Below are 17,707 nucleotides of genomic sequence, written 5' to 3' on the forward strand. Positions count from 1 at the left end.
ATATATTAATGCTAATATTGACACGCCGTGTTGGTGAAACGCTTATGATTGGTGACGAAGTTACTGTTACTGTTCTAGGTGTTAAAGGGAATCAAGTTCGTATCGGTGTTAATGCGCCTAAAGAAGTATCTGTTCACCGTGAAGAGATCTACATGCGAATTCAAGCAGAAAAAGGCGAAAGCCCTGAAGGCAACTTCTAAATTAGAATAATAAAGATTATTACAGATTGGGTTTAGCTATAGCTAAGCCCTTTTTTTTAGCTGTTTTTTGACTATTTTGGGGCTTCCATTCCATTTCTGCTGTAATAGTGGTTCTGTTGTTTGAAACTTAAACAGTTGTTGAGGTGGGGATAATTAACATTTGACTTATTTTTCAGTATCCGTATTATGAGCGCCAACAACACGGAGAGGTGGCCGAGTGGCCGAAGGCGCTCCCCTGCTAAGGGAGTATGGGCTTTAAATCCCATCGAGGGTTCGAATCCCTCCCTCTCCGCCATTGTTGTCCTGCTCCTATCACATGTTGGAAAATGTGTTATAGTGTTTGGGTCAGCTTTTTGGACGTTGTAAGAAATAATTGTTGTGCGGACGTAGCTCAGCTGGATAGAGTACTTGGCTACGAACCAGGCGGTCGAAGGTTCGAATCCTTCCGTCCGCACCATTTATTCAAATCAACTAGAGATTTTAAACTAGACGTTGTAGAACGAAAACCTAACAGAACAAATTATGTGCGGATGTAGCTCAGCTGGATAGAGTACCTGGCTACGAACCAGGCGGTCGGAGGTTCGAATCCTCCCATCCGCACCATTTATTATATTATTATGAATTGTTCTGATGTAACTATTTACATTGTTGATGTTTTTCATGATAATAGGGTTTGTGTGGAGAGGTGGCCGAGTGGCCGAAGGCGCTCCCCTGCTAAGGGAGTATGGGCTTTAAATCCCATCGAGGGTTCGAATCCCTCCCTCTCCGCCATTAAATAAGAAAACCGCTTAATTGCGGTTTTTTTATGTCTAAAATTCGACCTTAATATCTCCAATCACTCTACTCGTTTAGAGTTGATCATTTTGATGGCACTCCAACCAGTCTTTTGCTAATTGATTAAATGCCTCTGGTTTCTCTGTCATTACCCAATGACGGGTATCAAATGCCACGACTTCATTACCTGGTATTGCCGCCATTTTATTTTCCCATTGTTGAGAATGGAACATACCGGGTTTATTTTTACCGTAAACAAACAGCAGAGGGCAGGTAATATCAACAGGCAGGTTCCCTAAAGGACGTCCTGTGAGTGTATGACTCCATTTCCAATAGTATGAATACGTCATTGCTGAGGTGATGCTTTCTGGATCGCCAGGGGCATTTAATGCCTTTGCCATCTTGCGCGTCATCTTATCACCTGTTTTGCCACCTATCTTCCAAGCGGCTGCTAGCCACATTTGATAGGCAAACATAAATACTTTAGCTTTATTACTGAGTAGGTGGTCTGGAGAGCCTGCATCACCGATGTCAATGCTAATAATTTTACTTACTTTAGATTTATTGCGCATGTAATATTGATAACCGAAGAAACTCCCCCAGTCATGAATTAATAAAGTGACAGGCTTTCCTTCGTTAACTTCATCCACAACGGCATCGATCGTTTCCAGTATTGTTGGCAGATCATAATATTTTCGTGGTTTATCGGTAGCGTAGCCTGGTAATGTAAAACGTACGCAGCGATAAGACTCTTTTAATGCGGCAACTTGGGTATCCCATACTCGGTAAGTATCTGGCCAACCATGGATCATTATAATCGTATCTTGCCCTGTGCCTTCGATATGCACGTCAACATCACCAATACTGAGTTTTTTCGTCATAGTAATTCCTTATTACTGCAAGGCTGATCGTTGCAGAATTTGAGTTGTTAGTAATATAGAGTAATTACTCTACATTATTTTGATCTCAAAACTATGCATATGCACTTAGATTGCGAGCTGGTTCCAACTTTATTATTCTTTAAGCGTTAAGATCACGCAGCTGTCATCAAACAACACTGTGTTGCAAACTATCGATGTCGTGTATTTAGTTGGGATAGTGGTGGGATAATCACTAGAGCAGTGAAGAGTGACTGCTGTGATAGTAGTGTTTATCGAGTTAAAAACATCATTAGGCTTAAAAAAGCGATAATGGCACTGGTGCCACAGATAATGTAGATAAATCCTTTTTTACCTTGCTGTATTGTCCAGTTGTTGTATTGCAAAAAGCCAATCCATAAGATGCTAAGTATCAAAGGTAATAAAAAAAATTTAAACATAAACGTCCCCAACGTATCGATTAATCACTGTTTATTGAATTATATAGTAGCTAAACTGTCCTACTACTTTTACTTATACACTTAATATTTACTGTGCTGTTAAATATACTAATGTGTCGATAAGTACATTAAGCAATGATATTAGCATGCCTAACTTTGATTATACGTCTAACTTCAATATATAGTGTGACTTAATTCTCTTACTAGACATACCGTGAGTAAATGAAATTTAGAGGATTTAATGGGTCTTTGGTTATTATTTTTTAGTAGTTTTACGTCAGCGACCATTTTACCCGGTAGTTCGGAAATATTATTAACCGCAATGCTGGTCGAGGGGTCGTGGTCACATTGGCAACTATTTGCGATGGCCACCAGTGGCAATGTATTAGGATCTATTCTCACTTTTTATATGGGTTATTTCATCTATGCGAAAAAGCCCATCGATTTTTCTGCGAATAAGCACTATCGCCGTGTGCATGATGTGATCCAACGCTGGGGTTGGGGCAGCTTGTTATTTAGTTGGTTACCTATTTTTGGTGATGTTTTTTGTTTATTAGCGGGTTGGTTACGTTTAAATCCGCTGCTTGCTTTTGTCGCTATCATGCTCGGTAAATCAATTCGTTATGCAATTTTGATTTGGGTTATGAGTTCAGTTAGCTAATGATTTTATATTTTATTTTAAACGGACGAGGAATTTTTGATGCGTTTTAATGCTTTTTATAGTGCTGTAGTACTGAGCTCTTCGATAATGTTACTGGGTGGTTGCTCATTACTAGATAAAGATAATGATGTGGCGACATTACCTGCGGGAATAACCCTCATCGATAAGCAAATTAAAACCCCGGACAGCTTATTAATTCCGTATGAAAAATACCAGTTAAGCAATGGCCTTACTGTGATCTTACATGAAGATGACTCCGATCCTTTGACCTATATTGATATGACTTACCATGTCGGCTCTGCACGTGAAGAGCTCGGTAAATCAGGTTTTGCGCATTTTTTTGAACACATGATGTTCCAAGGTAGCAAAAACGTCGGTGATCAACAGCATTTTAAAATCGTTAATGAAGCTGGCGGATCAATGAATGGCAGTACCAATCAAGATCGAACTAACTATTATCAAACTGTCCCTGCTAACCAATTAGAAAAAATGTTATGGCTAGAAGCAGACCGTATGGGCTTTTTATTGGATGCAGTTGATCAGCGTAAATTTGAGATCCAACGTGCGACCGTTAAAAATGAACGTTCACAGCGTGTTGATAACCGTCCTTATGGTTTACTTGGCGAACGCATTGGTGAAGCCTTATATCCACGAGACCACCCGTATTCTTGGCAGCCAATTGGTTATATTGAAGATTTAGATCGTGTAGACGTTAATGATTTAAAACAGTTTTTCTTACGTTGGTATGGACCAAACAATGCAACATTAACCATCGCGGGTAAATTTGATAAAACAGAAACTTTAGCTTGGGTGAACAAGTATTTTGCGAGTATCCCTAAAGGTCCAGAAGTAAAAGACGTCGAACCTGCACCAGTAACGCTGGATAAAGACCGTTATATCACCTTAGAAGACAATGTACCTCAGCCAATGTTGTATATGAGTTATCCAACCGTGTATATGGGACATAAAGACGAAGCGCCACTGGATCTGTTTGCTTATGCCTTGGGGGGGGGGAAAAACTCGGTGTTATATAAAGATCTTGTGGAAACGGGTTATGCGACCTCTGTTGCCGCTTATCACAGCTGCAGTGAGCTAAGTTGTACCTTTGATATCTATACCCAACCTAATCCTGCTAAAGGTATGGAGCTTGCTCCCTTGCTCGATAAAATTAATGCATCGATGAAGGCACTGGCAGCTGAAGGTATTGCTGATTCTGAAGTTACACGTTTACGTTCTATTATCGAAAGTTCAACAGTATTTGGAATGCAGAGCGTCGCTGGTAAAGCCAAGGAGTTAGCATTAGGGCAAACCTTGATGAATGATCCTAACTATTTAACTAAAGGTTTGTCCGTATTTAACCATATTAGTGCAGAGCAAGGCTTAGTCGCTTACCAAAAATACCTCGAAAACAAGCCAAAAGTGATCATGAGCGTGGTACCAAAGGGGCAATTACAATATATCGCCCACCAATCGACTTTCAGTCCTGCACCGCGTGATATTGATAAGTTGAATACTACACCAACGAAAACACTTGCCGTACGTACAGCGCAAGATAGCTTTGATCGTTCAATCATGCCAAGCGCGGGTAGCAACCCTGTGCAAACATTACCGGCTTTATGGCGCCAGTCATTAGCCAATGATATCCAAGTTCTGGGTACGGTATATGATGAAACGCCGACAGTGAGCATCCAAATTAACTTGAAAGGTGGACGACGAGTAGAAAGTTTAGATCAGCAAGGTGTGGCTAAGTTAACGGCTGCGATGATGAACCAGTCTACAGTGCTACACAGTTCGGCTGAACTCAATGACCAGTTACAATCATTGGGCAGTAGCATTAACTTTTCTGCAGGTCTTTATGGCACGGTCATTAACGTAAATAGCCTATCTAAAAACTTACCTGCTACCTTGGCTATATTAGAAGAGAAACTCTTTAAACCTGGTTTTGTAGATACTGACTTTATACGTATTAAAGCGCAGTCAAAACAAGCTTCATTACAAAATAAACAGCGCGTTGGTTGGTTAGGACAATTGGCTACTCAGCGGATCTTATACGGTGAAGAACGTGTCACAGGTAATCCATCATCAGGCTCGCTAAAAAATCAAGCCGCATTCACACGTGAAGATGTGCTTGCATACTATCAGCAGTACTATAATTTGGCTGAAGCTAAAATAGTCGTGGTTGGTGATGTGAGCGAAAAGAGTATTACTGAATCGTTAGGTTTCTTACAGCAAGGCGCGCGTTTACCTGCTGTGACTTATCCAGCACTTGTCAAAGCGCCATTATGGCAACCAAATACCTTATATATTGTCGATAAGCCGGATGCGGTTCAATCTGTGGTTAAAGTTGTATCACCTGCAATCCCTTATGACGTAACCGGAAATTTCTTTAAAGCTAATCTGATGAACTTTAATTTAGGCGGTAATTTTAATAGCCGTTTAAATCAGAACTTACGTGAAGACAAGGGTTATACATATGGTGCGACTACCGGATTTTATGCTGACCGTGAATACGGTTACTTCTCGGCCTCTGCGGATGTTCGTGCTGAAGTCACTGGCGAGGCTATTAAGGAAACATTAACAGAATTAAAAGGTTATACAGACAATGGTATTACAGACTCGGAACTGAATTACATGAAAAGTGCCGTTTCACAGCAAGAAGCACTGTCTTATGAAACGCCAGCGCAGAAGTCTAATTTCTTAATGCAGTTGTTATTATTGGATTTATCACCTGATTTTGTCGATCAACAAGCACAGATTATTCAAACCATGGATAAGTCTGAAATTCAGTCATTAGCAAAGACTTACTTATCGAGCGATCAATTTTCTGTTATTGTGGTCGGTGATCGTCAGTTGATTGAAAAACAGGTGAAAGATTTTGGTTTAGATATCCAAGTTTTTAATCTGTTTGATAAATAATAGACTTAAAATTAACCTTAAAGGTTGGCGCATTGATAGTGCAATCTTTAAGGTGCTACTTTATATATAGTTCATTGGTGGATTTAATTTGAACGTTACATTTGAATCTCTGGTTTCAAAATTATCAGAGCCAAGCAATATACAGTCCCTTAACGGTATTACTCGAGGTATTGAACGCGAGTGTTTACGCGTAAATACAGCAGGTGATTTATCTCAAAATGACCACCCTGCAGCGTTTGGCTCGGCATTAAGTCATCAGCACATTACCACAGACTATTCTGAAAGCTTACTCGAATTTATTACTCCGGTTAGCGATAGCGCAGCTACTGCACAGCAGCAGTTAAGCGACATCCACCGTCATGTAGCAAAAAATCTTGATGGTGAGCTGTTCTGGCCATCAAGTATGCCATGCCAAGTTGATGATGCAGATGATATCCCATTAGCAAAATATGGCTCATCGAATACTGGAAAAATGAAGCATACTTATCGTATCGGTCTCAAGCACCGTTATGGTAGCAGTATGCAAATCATTTCAGGCCTGCATTATAACGTGTCATTGCCGATGACGTTCTGGCAAACACTTTATGATCTCAAAAGTGAAACTGGCGAACTACAAGATTTTATTTCTCATAGCTATATGGGACTTATTCGTAATTTTTACCGTTTTGGTTGGCTAGTGCCCTATTTATTTGGTGCATCGCCAGCATTAAACCGTTCATTCTTACCGGCAGAAAAGCAAACTCCGTTTTCATCCCTGGGTGAAAATACGCTATATATGCCGTATGCAACGTCATTACGCATGAGTGATTTGGGTTATACCAATAACGCGCAAGATGATTTAGTTATTTGCCACAATACGCTTGCTAACTATACCGACAGCTTAAAAAAAGCGATTAAAACTAAAGCGCCAGAGTTTGCCAATATAGGTATTAAAGTTGACGGTAAATATCGCCAGTTGAATGACAATGTGCTGCAAATTGAAAACGAATTGTATGCGCCAATTAGGCCTAAACGAGTTGCAAAATCAACTGAAAAACCATCTGATGCATTAGCGGCACGAGGTATCGAATATATTGAGATCCGGTCTCTGGACGTGAATCCATTCACCGCAACGGGTATTACAACCGCACAGATGTCGGTATTAGATAGCCTGCTCGTGTGGATGGCATTACAACCTTCAGCGCCGATGACTACAGATGAAATGATGATATGTCGTGATAACAGCAGCAAAGTGGTGATGGAAGGGCGTAAGCCTGGTCTAACATTACAGCTCGATGGTCAGTCACGTGTATTGACTGATGCTGCTACAGATATTCTCGCTGAAGTTCAGCAAGTTGCACAGCTATTAGATGGTGCGCAATTAGCCACTGATACGGCAGCAAGTCACTTTGCTCAAGCCGTAAGCGAACAGCAGGCACTAATTCGTGATCCTCAAGCATTATTGTCAGGCCAAGTACTAAGCACAATGAAAGAACAAGGGCTTGAGCATAATGATTTTATTTTAGGTTTAGCCAATAAATATAAAAAAGAATTATTAGCCACGGATTATGGCCAGTGGGATGATGTTTACTTTGCGCAAATGCAGCAGCAGTCTGTTGCCGAACAACAGCAGATTGAAGCCGCTGATACTCTTGATTTTGATATGTTTTTAACTGAATATTTTACTAAAACTGAAAAGTAGATAAAAAAGGAGCCTTAATAGGGCTCCAAAAAATGAAAAAACAACTCTTGCAATGAATCTGACTACAGGATGCAGTTATGCTTCATAAATAATTGTAAAGTTGAAAAATAGATAAAAAAAAGGAGCCTTAATAGGGCTCCCAAAAAATGAAAAAAACAACTCTTGCACTTAATCTGACTACAGCATTAAGCAATGGTTCATAAAATTATTATTTGTTTATTAAATTATTTCCAAGGAGTGTTAATAATGCCATTACTGGATAGTTTTACCGTTGACCATACCATCATGAATGCACCTGCAGTACGAATTGCCAAAACGATGGCAACACCAAGCAAAGATACTATCACTGTCTTTGACCTGCGTTTCTGTGTACCCAATAAAGAAATCTTAAGTGAAAAGGGCATTCATACTTTAGAGCATCTTTATGCTGGTTTTATGCGAGATCATCTTAATTCAGCAACGGTAGAGATTATTGACCTTTCGCCAATGGGTTGTCGTACCGGTTTTTACATGAGTTTGATTGGTGCGCCGACAGAGCAGCAAGTTGCTGATGCTTGGTTAGCAGCGATGCAGGATGTGCTTACCGTTAAAGATCAAAATGCGATCCCAGAGTTAAACGAATATCAATGCGGCACTTACTTGATGCATTCGTTAGATGAAGCGAAGCAGATTGCCCAAGCGATTATTAGCGCTGGAATTGGTGTGAATCAAAACGATGATTTACTGTTGGCAGATGAAATTCTGAATAAATTGTAATAATGAAAGGCGACGATTGAGTCGCCTTTTTATCGACAGCAATTAATTATCGACAGTATTGAATAACAGGTTGTATTTAATAACGAGGAGGGCTTATGAAAGCACGACTACAGATTAATAAAAAAGCTTATTTAGTTGCATTATTTAGTTTGCTATTAACAGCATGCTCAAGCGTTAAAGTAAGTACTGATTATGACCAAGATGCCGATTTTACCGCGTTGAAACATTTTAACTGGTTACCTCAGTCTGCGAAGATTGAAAAAGAAAGTGTCTATCTGAACAACCGTATTATGGATGTTCGCCTTACTAAAGCCATCGACAAACAGTTGGTTGCCCAAGGTTTTAGTTTTTCTACAGCCCCCGATTTTTATGTGAATTATAATATTACCTCGGAAAAGAAAACTGATATCCGTAGTTATGATAATTATTCTGGTTATGGCCCAAGTTGGGGTTGGGGTGTTGGTTATGGACACCGTGGTATGTCATTGAGTGCGCATACCGAAACGCGTGTTGATGAGTATCAACAAGGCAGCTTAATTGTCGATGTGATTGATCCGAAGAGCTTAGAGTTAATTTGGCGTGGCATTGGTAGTAAACGTCTACCTGAATCGAGCGATGCGGCTGAGATGGATAAATTAGTTGCAGAAATAGTAAAGAATATCTTAGTCAAATTTCCGCCCAAGGCAGGTAAATAATAAGACTCAGTAGTAACCATACGTTGGATCTTAAACATTAATGGCGCTCATCACACTATGTATACAGTGTGATGAGCGCCATTAATGCTGTTGAGTCTATGGATTTATTTATTCTTTAGTTATTCACTTTCTGTGGTTATAAATTAGAAGCTAGGAGGTGTGTGTGCGCTGATGATCTTACACACTTTTTTAGAGCGATTGATAAATTGGTGTGGAAGCTGAGTTGAAAATTTGTAGCTATCACCTTTAGTCAATTTATAAGTTTGACCTGCAACTGTTATTTCAATGTTACCTTCGATAATGGTGCCCGCTTCTTCACCTGGGTGACTGATCATTTCAGTACCCGTTTTAGCATTTGGCTCATATTTTTCGATTAGAAAGGCTAATTGTGCATTGCTATCGTTACAGCCAACTAACTTTAACTCGACCCCATCACCGCCAATATCAATTAATTCATCAGCTTTAAATACCACTTGGCTTTGCTGTTCAAAATCGAGAGTAAAGAATTCGGTGATAGACATGGAGATGCCACTGAGGATACGTTTTAGAGAGCTGATTGAAGGGCTAACCGTGTTGCGCTCAATCATAGAGATCGTGCTATTTGTAAGACCAACGCGTTTGGCTAATTCTCGTTGCGATAAGCCGTGCATTTGACGAATTTTTTTGAGCCTGTCACCGACTTCCATTTATAATTCCCTATCGTTAAATATTGCATACTGTCCATTGGTTGATAATAGTATGCAATATTGTGACAAATAGGTAGTAAATATTCAACATTGACGCAGATTATGCAACTTATTCGACTTCTAATTGAATTAATGTAGTTTTTAATTCTGTATACTTATCTAAGGCATGCAGTGATTTATCACGCGCATTGCCAGATTGTTTGAAGCCGCCGAAAGGAACCGTCATATCACCGCCATTGTAATTATTGATCCATACAGAGCCGGCACGTAATGCCTTAGCGACTTTGTGAGACTTATTTAAATCAGCAGTCCAAATACCAGCGGCAAGGCCAAATTTAGAATCATTGGCAATTGTGATTGCTTGCGCTGCATCGGTAAAGCTAATAACCGCCATTACAGGGCCGAAAATCTCTTCTTGGGCTATACACATTTTGTTATCAACGTTGTCAAAGATTGTCGGAGCAAGGAAATAGCCACCTGTCTGCTGCATACTCTGTTGACCACCAGTGATGATATTAGCGCCTTGCTCATTACCAATGTCGATATAATGTAAGACTTGGTTGAGCTGGTGATCATCAACGATAGCGCCCATGCTCGTTGCTGGATCTAATGGATCTCCGGGTTGAATATCTTGACATGCGGCGACGAGCAGTGGCATGAATTCAGCTTTTATCGACTCTTCGATTAATAATCGAGTACCGGCCACACAAACTTCACCTTGGTTATAAAAACAACCCCAAGCTGCAGCTTCTGCGGCTTTCTTTAGATCGATACAATCGGCAAATACGATATTTGGGCTCTTACCACCGGCTTCAACCCAAACACGCTTCATGTTTGATTGCCCTGAATATTCCATTAGCCTTTTTCCGACTGTGGTTGATCCCGTAAACACTAAACAGTCAACATCTTCACTGAGCGCCAATGCTTCACCAACTTCATGGCCAAAGCCTGGGAGTACTTGGAATACACCTTGCGGTAGTCCAGCTTGTTCGGCTAATTGAGCAATAAAAATCGCCGTGAGAGGAGATTTTTCTGAAGGTTTTAAAATCACCGAATTACCCGCAGCGAGAGCGGGGGCAAATTTCCAACTTCCCATAAGCAGTGGAAAGTTCCACGGTACAATAGCAGCGACAACGCCGATGGCTTCGCGAGTAATGAATGCGACTTGATCTTCAGGTGTTGGTGCCACTTCATCATAAATTTTATCAATCGCTTCAGCGTACCAATTCACACAATTGATCGCGCTGGGAATATCGACATTAAGGCTTTCACTGATTGGCTTACCCATATCAAGTGTTTCTAGCAGCGCAAGTTGTTGCGCATTTTCTTGTAATAAAGCGGCAAATTTTTGTAATGTTTTTTTACGTGCAACAGGGGTTTGGCTTGACCAAACACCCGATTCAAAAGTTTGCTTGGCGATACTCACAGCAAGCTTTACATCATCTTTATTACAACGAGCTATCTCAGCGAGGCATTCACCGTTTGCGGGGTTAATGCATTTGAATGTTAATCCTGAAATGGCCTGGGTATATTCACCGTTGATGTAGGCATTGCCGTTAATGTTTAACTCGCTCGCTTTTTGTTGCCATTGTAGATAGGTTAACAGTGTCATGTCTTATTCCTTATTTTGCTAGTGCTGCAGCGGTTAGATCGAGGGCTTGCCATGCTTTATTAAACAACTCATCAACTTCTGTATGTGTCATCACTAACGGTGGCGCAACGACCATAGTATCGCCAACAGCGCGCATAACTAAGCCAACTTTGACACACTGATCGCGGCAAGTCGGGCCAGCAATACCATTTGCGAAGCGAGTACTATTATTTTTATCAGCAACAAGTTCAATGGCGCCAAGCATGCCTATACTTCTGGCTTCGCCAATGAGTGGGTGTTCACCTAGTTGCTGCCAACGAGATTGAAAGTAAGGACCAATATCGGTATTAACTTTGTTGATGATGTCTTCATTCTTTAAGATATCTAACGTCGCAATGGCTGCTGCGCAAGAGGCTGGGTGACCTGAATAGGTGAAGCCATGTGCGAAATCATTACCTGCATCTTTAATAACATCTGCCACACGATCGCTAATTAACACGCCACCCAAAGGTTGATAACCGTTAGTTACAGCTTTAGCAAAGCAGATAAAATCAGGTTTTATATTGAAGTATTCACTGGCAAACATCGTGCCTAAGCGTCCAAAACCACAGATCACTTCGTCAGCCACAAGTAATATTTCATAATGATCACAAATGCGTTGGATTTCTGGCCAGTAACTTGCTGGAGGAATGATCACACCACCCGCCCCTTGGATTGGTTCAGCAATAAATGCGGCGACATTATCTATCCCGAGTTCGAGAATTTTTTGCTCTAACTGCTGGGCAACTTGGAGGCCAAAAGTACTTTCTTCTTGGCCATTAGCTTCACCAAACCAATAAGGTTGATCGATGTGTTCAATATAATCGACACCTTTAAATTGATCATGCATGAAACTCATACCACCTAAGGAAGCTCCTGCAATGGTACTGCCGTGGTAACCGTTATGGCGACTAATGATGGTTTTCTTATTTGGTTTGCCTTTTAAATCCCAATAACGATGAGCAAACCGGATCATAGTATCATTGGCTTCAGAACCTGAATTGGTATAAAACACAGTGTTTAATTGTGCTGGCGCGACTTCAGCTAAGCGTTGTGATAGTTCGATCGCTGGTGCGTGTGAACATTGAAAAAAGCTGTTATAGAAAGGTAACTGAGCTAATTGTGAGCTAACGGCATCTGCAATTTCAGTTCTACCGTAACCAAGGTTACAGCACCATAAACCAGACATACCATCTAAGATAGGCTGATCATCTTGTTGATAAATATAGATACCGCTGGCTTTGCTTATTACCCTTGTTTTAGCTTTCGCTAACGCATTGTGATCGGTAAATGGGTGAATAAAATGTTTGCTATCTAAAGATTGTAAGTTTGCTAATTCTGACATAACGACCTCTTAATTGGTTTTTTGTGATTGAAATTTTGCACATGCGACGCCAAAACTTCGGTAGATTTGTGTATAAAATGGATTACGCTCAACTTGCCATTCTGGATGCCACTGTAATCCCAAGTAATAACTGGCATTACTTGCCAATGAAAATGCTTCAATTAGCCCATCTGGCGCAGTCGCTTCAATTTTTAAGCTGCTTGCCAAGCGAGCCACTCCTTGTCCATGTAAAGAGTTTATTTGTTGTTGTAACTCACTCGGATTGACATCTGCCCTCATCAGGTCTGCTAGTAGCCCTGATGGGATTAAGTCAATGGCATGAGCAATATCATATTGTGCATCTATCGCAGCACCTTTAACTTCTCGATGTTCGATCATCTCGGGCAGCGTAAACAGTTGCTGATGTAGGCTGCCACCTAATGCAACATTCATTTCTTGAAACCCTCGGCATACTCCCAGTACTGGCATCTTTAACTCTAATGCAGCTCTTATGAGGGCAAGATTGATTTGATCTCTCCGGCTATCTCTGGGCATCGGTTCTGCTAATTCATCCTCTCCGTAGTTGTGTGGTTCCATGTTGGAATAACTCCCCGTGAGATAAAGGCCATCTAAGTGAGACAATAAAGCTAATGCTGAACTTTCCCATGCTGGTATTAAGATCGGTACTACTTCACTGCAAGTGATAGCTGCATTGATATATTTATCAGCGACCATCTGAAAATCGTGAATACCTAATTTATTACTACAACAAGGGATGCCAACTAAGGGTTTTTTGTGTGGCTTATTTTTATCGCTCATATTGATGCTTACTCCCATAGTGCTGTCTAGTGTTAAATTTAAGTTACGGTAAATGTTAGAACTACAATCTAGTTTTAATCAAAATAATTAACAATAACGAGGTTTTAAAGTGGTTAACCCCATCGCAATGTTTCACACTTGTTTAATTTAAGTTAAATGTCGCGTTGACATGTGACGACTTGTCACCTTTAATTGTTCTCGTTGTGAAGAGTATTTTCTTCACTTAGCCTTTTTGAAAACAACGATGTCGTATGCTTTAAAGGCGTTAATTAAGGAGTTTATATGTCCGAACATGGTCACGTGCAGGAAGCTGAAGAGTTTTTATCTAATTATCCTGAGATCGAATCAATTGATTTACTCATTTCCGATCTCAATGGCATAGCAAGGGGTAAGCGGGTTGAACATTGCGCGATTAAGAAAATATATCAAGACGGTGTTAATTTACCCGCGTCAATATTTTCGATGAATATCTTAGGTGAAACGGTGGAATCTTGTGGTCTTGGGATCGAGATCGGTGAACCTGATATGGTGTGCAAGCCAGTAGCAAATACTTTACATGCTGCTAGTTGGCATCAACGACCAACAGCGCAAGTATTGTTAAGTATGTATCATCAGAACGGGGAACCATTTCATGCTGACCCTCGTCATATCCTGACCAATATTTGCAACAAAATGTCTCCGTTAGGATTGACCCCCGTGGTTGCTGTTGAGCTCGAGTTTTATCTATTTGATAAAAATAGAGATAGCCATGGTCGTCCACAAGCCCCGATTTCTCCAAAAACGCACAAACGCGATGTACATACTCAAGTTTACTCGGTTGATACCATCGCTGATTACACCGCGTTCTTAGATGATGTAAATAAAGCCTGTAAAGAGCAGCAAGTACCAGCAGATACCGCGGTTTCTGAATGCGCACCTGGACAATTTGAAATAAACCTAAAACATCAAGCAGATCCTTTATTAGCTTGCGATAACGCTATTTTGTTGAAGCGAATTATTAAAGCGATTGCGGATAAACATGACTTTGATGTTTCATTTATGGCGAAACCTTACAGTGATGAAGCGGGCAGTGGCATGCATGTGCATGTGAGTTTACTTGATGAAGCGGGATCTAATATTTTTGCTGATGAAAATAAAGCATATAGCTCGCAACTTGAATATGCGATTGCTGGTTTGCTTGAATTTCTACCCGCATCCATGCCTATCTTATGCCCAAATGTAAATTCTTACCGTCGTTTTCAACCTCAGTTCTATGTGGCTACATCTCTAAATTGGGGGTTGAATAATCGCACTGTGGCCTTGCGCCTTCCTTCTGGTGGCAAAGCTGCAACTCGGATAGAGCATCGCGTTGCAGGAGCTGATGCCAACCCTTATTTAGTGATGAGTGTGATTTTAGCGTCGATACATCATGGCTTAACCAATAAAAATAAACCTTTGTGTTCGCCAAGTATTGGCAATGCTTTTGATAGTAATGCGGAGTCATTGCCCACCAAGTTACCTCAGGCGGTAGCTATCTTGAAGCAAGATAGTGCATTGAGCGAATATCTCGGCAAAGAGTTTATTGATATTTATTTAGCGGCAAAAGAGCAGGAGTTAATACAGTTTGATACCCACATTACCGAATTAGAAACTCTTTGGTATCTCAATAACGTTTAAGTTCGCAATGTTGAAATAGCAGGTTAGGTCTTATTAGTAAAATCGTTCAGTATTTTTATTAACAGTTGTTTATCAAGGCAGTTAAGCGACAACCGCAGTAAGGTATCGAGTAGAGTGTTTAGAGGATCTACCCATAGCGAAAATACTGGTCATAACAAGTTAACAATAACGAAAGGAATGATTATGACAGACATACAGAGTACATCGCTACCACCCAAGGAAAAGGGAACCTCAGAGTTAAAAAATTCATTGTTATTATATGGCAGCATCATGGCTGTATTCGCATTTTTATCAACAACTCATGTTGAAGGTGAATCATACGGATTTTTGAGTATATTGCCGGTGGCATTAATATTATTTACGGCAATCAAAACACGTAAGGCGTTGGAAGGTATTTTTGCTGGTATCGTTGCAGGCTTATTGTTATTAGACCCCAATACTGTGTTCTCTCGTTTAGGTGAGATCTCGACTAAAGTGATGATGGATGAAACTATCGCTTGGATTATTTTAGTGTGTGGCATGATGGGCGGTTTGATTAATATGTTAGAGCGAGGTGGCAGTGTCCTTAGTTTTGGCGATTTTCTCGCTGGGAGGATAAAGACAAAGCGCGGCACCTTATTAACAACAGCGGGTCTTGGGATTATGGTATTCATTGATGATTACTTGAATTCTTTAGCCGTATCATCCTCGATGAAAGGGATGACAGATCGTTTCGGTATTTCGCGTGAAAAATTAGCTTTTATTGTTGATTCAACTGCGGCACCTGTTTGTATTATTGTACCGATCTCAACTTGGGCTGTGTATTTTGCGGCTTTGTTAGAGGAAAATGGGGCAACTGCTGCCGGTCAGGGGATGTCGCTTTATATTGAGTCGATTCCTTACATGGCGTATGGCTGGATGGCATTGTTTGTTGTTTGGTTGGTTGCTATGGGCTACTTAAAAGATTTTGGTTCAATGAAAGTTGCTGAAGAACGAGCTCAAGCAGGGCAACCAGTGCCTGATGATATTAAGCTGCCTGAGTTTGATACCTCGAAGATCAAGAAAGTGTCAACCAATATGGGGTTATTGAACTTCTTCCTGCCAATGGCGGTATTAGTTGGGGCAAGTGTTTATTATGAAATAGATCTGTTATTAGGTGCGCTGGTTGCATCCTTATTTACCATGATCTTGTATTTTGTACAGCGCTTACTTACATTTGAGGAGTTAGTTGAATCTATGCTGGATGGTTTCAAAATTATGTTACATCCGATTGCTGTGGTTTGTGCTGGCTTTATGGTGAAAGAAATCAATGATTCATTGGGGATGACTACTTATATCATTGATGCCATTGCTCCATACATGACCAAAGAACTATTACCAGCGATCATCTTTGTTGTGATGGCGGTGATTGTATTTGCTACAGGCTCAAGTTGGGGAGTATTTGTTATCTCATTACCGATTGTGATCCCAATGGCACAAACATTTGATCTATCCATGCCTTTGGTTGTTGGTTCACTATTATCGGCGTCAGCATTCGGTTCTCATGCCTGTTTCTATAGTGATGCAACGGTATTATCCGCACAAGGCTCTGGTTGTACGCCGATGCAGCATGCAATAACTCAGTTTCCTTATACTATGATTGCAGCGTTATTAACGCTCATAACACTGTTGTTCTTCGGTTATAGCATGGCGTAAAAAAGCGTTTTATAGCCATAGGCCATTCCGTATTGCACAAACAAAAATGAGCAACCTAAGTTGCTCATTTTTATAACATTAAAAGGACTAATTAAAGCTATTATTCATCGCTTTTAATTAGTGTTCTATTTAATGCCTTATTTTTGGTTTTCACGATCGATAGCACGGTAAGCAATATCAGTGCGGTAGAAAGCACCTTGCCAATTTATTTGCGCAGCTAGCTTATAAGCATTCGCTTGTGCTTCAGTCACTGTGTTACCCAGTGCTGTCGCGCAAAGCACACGGCCGCCGTTAGTCACAATATTGTCACCTTGCAATGCGGTACCAGCATGGAAAACTTTACTTTCCGTTGAATCAGCTTGTGGTAGACCGGTGATGATATCGCCTTTTGCGTAGTCAGCAGGATAGCCGCCAGCGGCAATCACCACTCCAACAGCAGCGCGTTCGTCATAATCAGCCGTTACTGTATCTAGTTTACCTGCAACAGCGGAAAGACAAAGTTCAACAAGATCTGATTTCAAACGCATCATGATAGGTTGTGTTTCAGGGTCGCCAAAACGACAGTTATATTCAAGTACTTTAGCAGTGCCATCAGGTGCAACCATTAGACCCGCGTAAAGGAAACCTGTGTAGGTATTACCTTCTGCTTTCATGCCATCAACAGTTGGACGAATAACTTCGTTCATTGCAAAATCATGTACCGCTTGTGTTACCACTGGTGCTGGTGAGTAAGCACCCATGCCTCCTGTGTTTGGCCCTTTATCGCCATTGTCACGTGCTTTGTGATCTTGGCTTGTTGCTAGCGCAAGAATATTCTCGCCATCAACCATGACAATGAAACTAGCTTCTTCACCTGTCAGGAATTCTTCAACCACAACACGTGCGCCAGCATCACCAAATTTATTGCCTTCAAGCAT

15 protein-coding genes and 4 tRNA genes are annotated in these 17,707 nt (G+C 40.8%); 12 read left to right on the forward strand and 7 right to left on the reverse strand.

Features of this window, described 5'->3' with window-relative positions:
- The first annotated feature begins 8 nt into the window (after positions 1 to 8).
- From csrA to QNK26_RS06675, 5 genes are all read left to right on the forward strand, one after another.
- Positions 9 to 200 carry a carbon storage regulator CsrA gene (gene csrA / locus QNK26_RS06655; protein ID WP_006033372.1) on the forward strand — a complete coding sequence of 64 codons (192 nt, stop codon included), beginning with the start codon at positions 9 to 11 and terminating at the stop codon, positions 198 to 200.
- A gap of 203 nt (positions 201 to 403) precedes the next feature.
- Positions 404 to 495, forward strand: a tRNA-Ser gene (locus QNK26_RS06660).
- Positions 496 to 580: 85 nt separating this feature from the next.
- Positions 581 to 657 (forward strand) — tRNA-Arg (locus tag QNK26_RS06665).
- A gap of 69 nt (positions 658 to 726) precedes the next feature.
- Positions 727 to 803, forward strand: a tRNA-Arg gene (locus QNK26_RS06670).
- A gap of 76 nt (positions 804 to 879) precedes the next feature.
- Positions 880 to 971, forward strand: a tRNA-Ser gene (locus tag QNK26_RS06675).
- 77 nt (positions 972 to 1,048) lie between these two features.
- On the opposite strand, the gene QNK26_RS06680 is transcribed toward QNK26_RS06675, so the two are convergent.
- Both QNK26_RS06680 and QNK26_RS06685 read right to left on the reverse strand, forming a co-directional pair.
- Positions 1,049 to 1,855 carry an alpha/beta hydrolase gene (locus tag QNK26_RS06680; protein ID WP_319221698.1) on the reverse strand — a complete coding sequence of 269 codons (807 nt, stop codon included), beginning with the start codon at positions 1,853 to 1,855 and terminating at the stop codon, positions 1,049 to 1,051.
- A 269-nt stretch (positions 1,856 to 2,124) separates the two neighbouring features.
- Positions 2,125 to 2,292 (reverse strand): hypothetical protein, encoded by a 168-nt coding sequence (locus QNK26_RS06685; RefSeq protein WP_319221700.1) that lies wholly within the window; start codon positions 2,290 to 2,292, stop codon positions 2,125 to 2,127.
- A gap of 241 nt (positions 2,293 to 2,533) precedes the next feature.
- On the opposite strand from QNK26_RS06685, the gene QNK26_RS06690 reads away from it, so the two are divergent.
- The 5 genes from QNK26_RS06690 (at position 2,534) to QNK26_RS06710 (ending at position 9,001) form a co-directional block, all read left to right on the forward strand.
- A complete protein-coding gene (locus QNK26_RS06690; RefSeq protein WP_319221701.1) occupies positions 2,534 to 2,953 on the forward strand; it encodes a YqaA family protein in 420 nt (139 codons plus the stop codon).
- Between the two features lie 39 nt (positions 2,954 to 2,992).
- The gene (locus tag QNK26_RS06695; RefSeq protein WP_319221702.1) at positions 2,993 to 5,869 is read left to right on the forward strand and encodes a pitrilysin family protein; all 2,877 of its coding nucleotides are present in this window, start codon (positions 2,993 to 2,995) and stop codon (positions 5,867 to 5,869) included.
- An 88-nt stretch (positions 5,870 to 5,957) separates the two neighbouring features.
- Positions 5,958 to 7,550, forward strand: a complete 1,593-nt coding sequence (gene gshA / locus QNK26_RS06700; protein WP_319221703.1) for a glutamate--cysteine ligase — start codon at positions 5,958 to 5,960, stop codon at positions 7,548 to 7,550.
- Positions 7,551 to 7,796: 246 nt separating this feature from the next.
- Entirely contained in the window at positions 7,797 to 8,306 is a 510-nt protein-coding gene (gene luxS, locus QNK26_RS06705; protein WP_319221705.1) for an S-ribosylhomocysteine lyase, read from the forward strand.
- Positions 8,307 to 8,401: 95 nt separating this feature from the next.
- Positions 8,402 to 9,001: a DUF4136 domain-containing protein gene (locus QNK26_RS06710; RefSeq protein WP_319221707.1), complete on the forward strand. Its 600-nt coding sequence runs from the start codon at positions 8,402 to 8,404 to the stop codon at positions 8,999 to 9,001.
- Positions 9,002 to 9,144: 143 nt separating this feature from the next.
- Here the strand turns inward: QNK26_RS06710 and QNK26_RS06715 are convergent, their stop codons facing one another.
- The 4 genes from QNK26_RS06715 to QNK26_RS06730 all read right to left on the reverse strand — a co-directional run bounded on the left by QNK26_RS06715 (position 9,145) and on the right by QNK26_RS06730 (position 13,460).
- Positions 9,145 to 9,687 (reverse strand): cupin domain-containing protein, encoded by a 543-nt coding sequence (locus QNK26_RS06715; protein WP_319221709.1) that lies wholly within the window; start codon positions 9,685 to 9,687, stop codon positions 9,145 to 9,147.
- Positions 9,688 to 9,796: 109 nt separating this feature from the next.
- Entirely contained in the window at positions 9,797 to 11,299 is a 1,503-nt protein-coding gene (locus QNK26_RS06720) for an aldehyde dehydrogenase (protein WP_319221710.1), read from the reverse strand.
- A 10-nt stretch (positions 11,300 to 11,309) separates the two neighbouring features.
- Complete coding sequence (locus tag QNK26_RS06725) at positions 11,310 to 12,662, reverse strand: aspartate aminotransferase family protein (RefSeq protein ID WP_319221712.1); 1,353 nt, start codon at positions 12,660 to 12,662, stop codon at positions 11,310 to 11,312.
- A 9-nt stretch (positions 12,663 to 12,671) separates the two neighbouring features.
- On the reverse strand, positions 12,672 to 13,460 hold the full coding sequence (locus QNK26_RS06730) for a gamma-glutamyl-gamma-aminobutyrate hydrolase family protein (protein ID WP_319221714.1): 789 nt from the start codon (positions 13,458 to 13,460) through the stop codon (positions 12,672 to 12,674).
- Between the two features lie 282 nt (positions 13,461 to 13,742).
- Between QNK26_RS06730 and QNK26_RS06735 the strand changes: the two genes are divergently transcribed.
- Together QNK26_RS06735 and QNK26_RS06740 are read left to right on the forward strand one after the other, a co-directional pair.
- Entirely contained in the window at positions 13,743 to 15,116 is a 1,374-nt protein-coding gene (locus QNK26_RS06735; protein WP_319221716.1) for a glutamine synthetase family protein, read from the forward strand.
- Positions 15,117 to 15,299: 183 nt separating this feature from the next.
- Positions 15,300 to 16,790 carry a Na+/H+ antiporter NhaC family protein gene (locus QNK26_RS06740; protein ID WP_319221718.1) on the forward strand — a complete coding sequence of 497 codons (1,491 nt, stop codon included), beginning with the start codon at positions 15,300 to 15,302 and terminating at the stop codon, positions 16,788 to 16,790.
- Between the two features lie 137 nt (positions 16,791 to 16,927).
- Here the strand turns inward: QNK26_RS06740 and purD are convergent.
- Positions 16,928 to 17,707, reverse strand: a 780-nt coding sequence (purD, locus tag QNK26_RS06745) for a phosphoribosylamine--glycine ligase (protein ID WP_319221719.1), incomplete at its 5' end; no start/stop codon positions are given.

The sequence above is a fragment of the Moritella sp. genome, from assembly GCF_033791185.1.
Taxonomy (GTDB): Bacteria; Pseudomonadota; Gammaproteobacteria; order Enterobacterales; family Moritellaceae; genus Moritella.

Coding starts and splice junctions, on each gene's coding strand:
- csrA (WP_006033372.1), top strand. CDS start 9: ATGCTAATATTGACACGCCGTGTTGGTGAAACGCTTATGATTGGTGAC.
- QNK26_RS06680 (WP_319221698.1), bottom strand. CDS start 1,855: ATGACGAAAAAACTCAGTATTGGTGATGTTGACGTGCATATCGAAGGC.
- QNK26_RS06685 (WP_319221700.1), bottom strand. CDS start 2,292: ATGTTTAAATTTTTTTTATTACCTTTGATACTTAGCATCTTATGGATT.
- QNK26_RS06690 (WP_319221701.1), top strand. CDS start 2,534: ATGGGTCTTTGGTTATTATTTTTTAGTAGTTTTACGTCAGCGACCATT.
- QNK26_RS06695 (WP_319221702.1), top strand. CDS start 2,993: ATGCGTTTTAATGCTTTTTATAGTGCTGTAGTACTGAGCTCTTCGATA.
- luxS (WP_319221705.1), top strand. CDS start 7,797: ATGCCATTACTGGATAGTTTTACCGTTGACCATACCATCATGAATGCA.
- QNK26_RS06710 (WP_319221707.1), top strand. CDS start 8,402: ATGAAAGCACGACTACAGATTAATAAAAAAGCTTATTTAGTTGCATTA.
- QNK26_RS06715 (WP_319221709.1), bottom strand. CDS start 9,687: ATGGAAGTCGGTGACAGGCTCAAAAAAATTCGTCAAATGCACGGCTTA.
- QNK26_RS06720 (WP_319221710.1), bottom strand. CDS start 11,299: ATGACACTGTTAACCTATCTACAATGGCAACAAAAAGCGAGCGAGTTA.
- QNK26_RS06725 (WP_319221712.1), bottom strand. CDS start 12,662: ATGTCAGAATTAGCAAACTTACAATCTTTAGATAGCAAACATTTTATT.
- QNK26_RS06730 (WP_319221714.1), bottom strand. CDS start 13,460: ATGAGCGATAAAAATAAGCCACACAAAAAACCCTTAGTTGGCATCCCT.
- QNK26_RS06735 (WP_319221716.1), top strand. CDS start 13,743: ATGTCCGAACATGGTCACGTGCAGGAAGCTGAAGAGTTTTTATCTAAT.
- QNK26_RS06740 (WP_319221718.1), top strand. CDS start 15,300: ATGACAGACATACAGAGTACATCGCTACCACCCAAGGAAAAGGGAACC.